This window comes from Nonomuraea diastatica (genome assembly GCF_004349015.1).
Taxonomy (GTDB): Bacteria; Actinomycetota; Actinomycetes; order Streptosporangiales; family Streptosporangiaceae; genus Nonomuraea; species Nonomuraea diastatica.
Genome location: NZ_SMKP01000384.1, coordinates 1 through 2,013 on the forward strand (window position 1 = coordinate 1; position 2,013 = coordinate 2,013).

The following is a 2,013-nucleotide window of genomic DNA, read 5'->3' on the forward strand; positions in this document are numbered from 1 at the left end:
CGTACGCCACCACCTCACACCGTTGAGCGTCCGACAGCACATCCAGCTCAGCCAGCACACGATCGCCCTCAACCAGCTCCCACAAGGCCTGGACAAGCAGCGCACACACCCGAGCCGGATCAATCGGGGCCCGCGTCAGCGCGCTGAGCAGGAAGCCCGCACCATCGTCGTCGATCGAGACCGTGACCGGATAGGTGGAGCCGCCCTCGCCGGACAGGTCCGCGATACCGGTCCACGGCTCGGCCGGCTGCCCGGTGGGGGTGGCCTCGCTGTGCCGGTAGTTGAGCAGGCTGGTGAAGAGCGGAGTGCCGGCCGGGACGCCGCTGCACCGCTGGGCGAGGCTGAGCGGGGCGTGCTCGTGCCGGATCAGGCCGGTGAGCATGCCGTGAGTGTCGCGGAGTCCGGCGTGCACGGTCTGGCCGGTGGTGTCGATCCGGACCGGCAGGGTGTTGATGAACAGGCCCAGACCGCGAGCGGCGCCATGCGTCCGGCCGAACAGGACGGTGCCGAACACGACGTCGTCGCGGCCGGTCAGCCGGGCCAGCACCAGGGACCAGGCGAGGTGGAAGACCGACGCCGCCGAGACACCGTTGCGGCGGGCGAGGTCACGGATCGCGGAGGCCGTGCCGGCGTCTACGGTCTCCTGTGCGTGGCCCACGATCGCGCCGTGCACGTCCAGGATGCCGTACGGAGCGGTGGGCTCTTCGACCCCGGCGAGCATGCCGGTAAAGAACGCCTCGTGCTCATCCTCGGGAACGCCGAGGACCGCCTGGGCGACCGCGTCGCGGTAGGGCACCGGCGCAGGCAACTCGTCGGCGCGGCCGGCCATGATCTCGCCGACCTCGCCGACGAGGGTCTGCAGTGAAGTGTTGTCGCCGATGACGTGATGCATGAGGATCATCAACAACCAGCGGTCGTTCTCGACGTCGTGGGCGGTGAAGGCACGCAGCAGGGGTGCTTCGACGAGGTCGATCCGCTTGGCGATACCGGGCAGGTCGACGGCGTCAACCTGCTCCACGGTGAGCCGGGCGTGCCGGTGCACGACCTGGACAGGGCGCGGCACCCCCTCCCAGGCCAGCGATGTCCGCAGCACGTCGTGCCGGTCGATCACCGCCTGCAGGGCCGCCAGGAATCCGTCGAGGTTCTCCCGGGTGTCGATGGCGAGGAGGTTGGTCAGGACGTAGGCGTCGTGGTCCGGGGACATCAGGTGGTGGAAGAGCATGCCCTCCTGGAGTGGCGCCAATGGGTAGATGTCCTGGACGTTCGCGGTCCCGCCAGGGATGTTCGCGACGATCCGGTCGATCTGCTCCTGGCTGAGGTCGACCAGGGGCAGAAGGTCCGGCGTGATGACCGAGATATCCTCGGTGACGAGGTTGGCCGGGACCACGACCGCCTCGACGGGTGCGATGCCGACCGACTCGGCGAGCCCGGCGACGGTCGGTGCGGAGAAGAGAGTCCGTACGTCGCACGCGATGCCGTGTTCGCGGAGGCGTTCGACCAGGGTGACGGCCAGCAGGGAGTGGCCGCCGAGGGCGAAGAAGTCGTCGTGCCTCCCGATCTGGTCGACAGCCAGCATGTCTGCCCATACCCGGGCGATGGTCTGCTCGGTTTCTCCCTCGGGTTCCTGGTAGCCGGCTCGGGCATAGGCGTCGGCGTCCGGAGCGGGCAGGGCTTTGCGATCCAGCTTGCCACTCGGGGTCAGCGGCAACGCGTCCATGGCCACGAACGCGGCCGGGACCATGTAGCCCGGAAGCTCGGCCGCAAGGTGCTCGCGCAGGCCGGCTGCGTTCGCACCTTCGCCGACGTAGTAGGCGACCAGGTCCTTGTTGACCGCAGCCTGGGATACGCCGGGTGCGCGTAGCAGGGCGGCCTCGATCTCGCCCAGTTCGACCCGGTAGCCACGGACCTGGACCTGATCGTCGTTACGGCCCACGAACTCCAGATCACCGCTCGCGCTCCACCGGGCCACATCACCAGTGCGATACATCCGCTCCCCGCCACCGGCGAACGGAT

At 69.1% G+C, this 2,013-nt stretch carries 1 protein-coding gene; it reads right to left on the minus strand.

Annotation, left to right across the window (positions count from 1 at the left end):
- Positions 1–1,987 (minus strand): condensation domain-containing protein (locus tag E1294_RS51735; RefSeq protein WP_246083895.1); only part of this gene is annotated, 1,987 nt, incomplete at its 3' end.
- Positions 1,988–2,013: the final 26 nt, after the last annotated feature.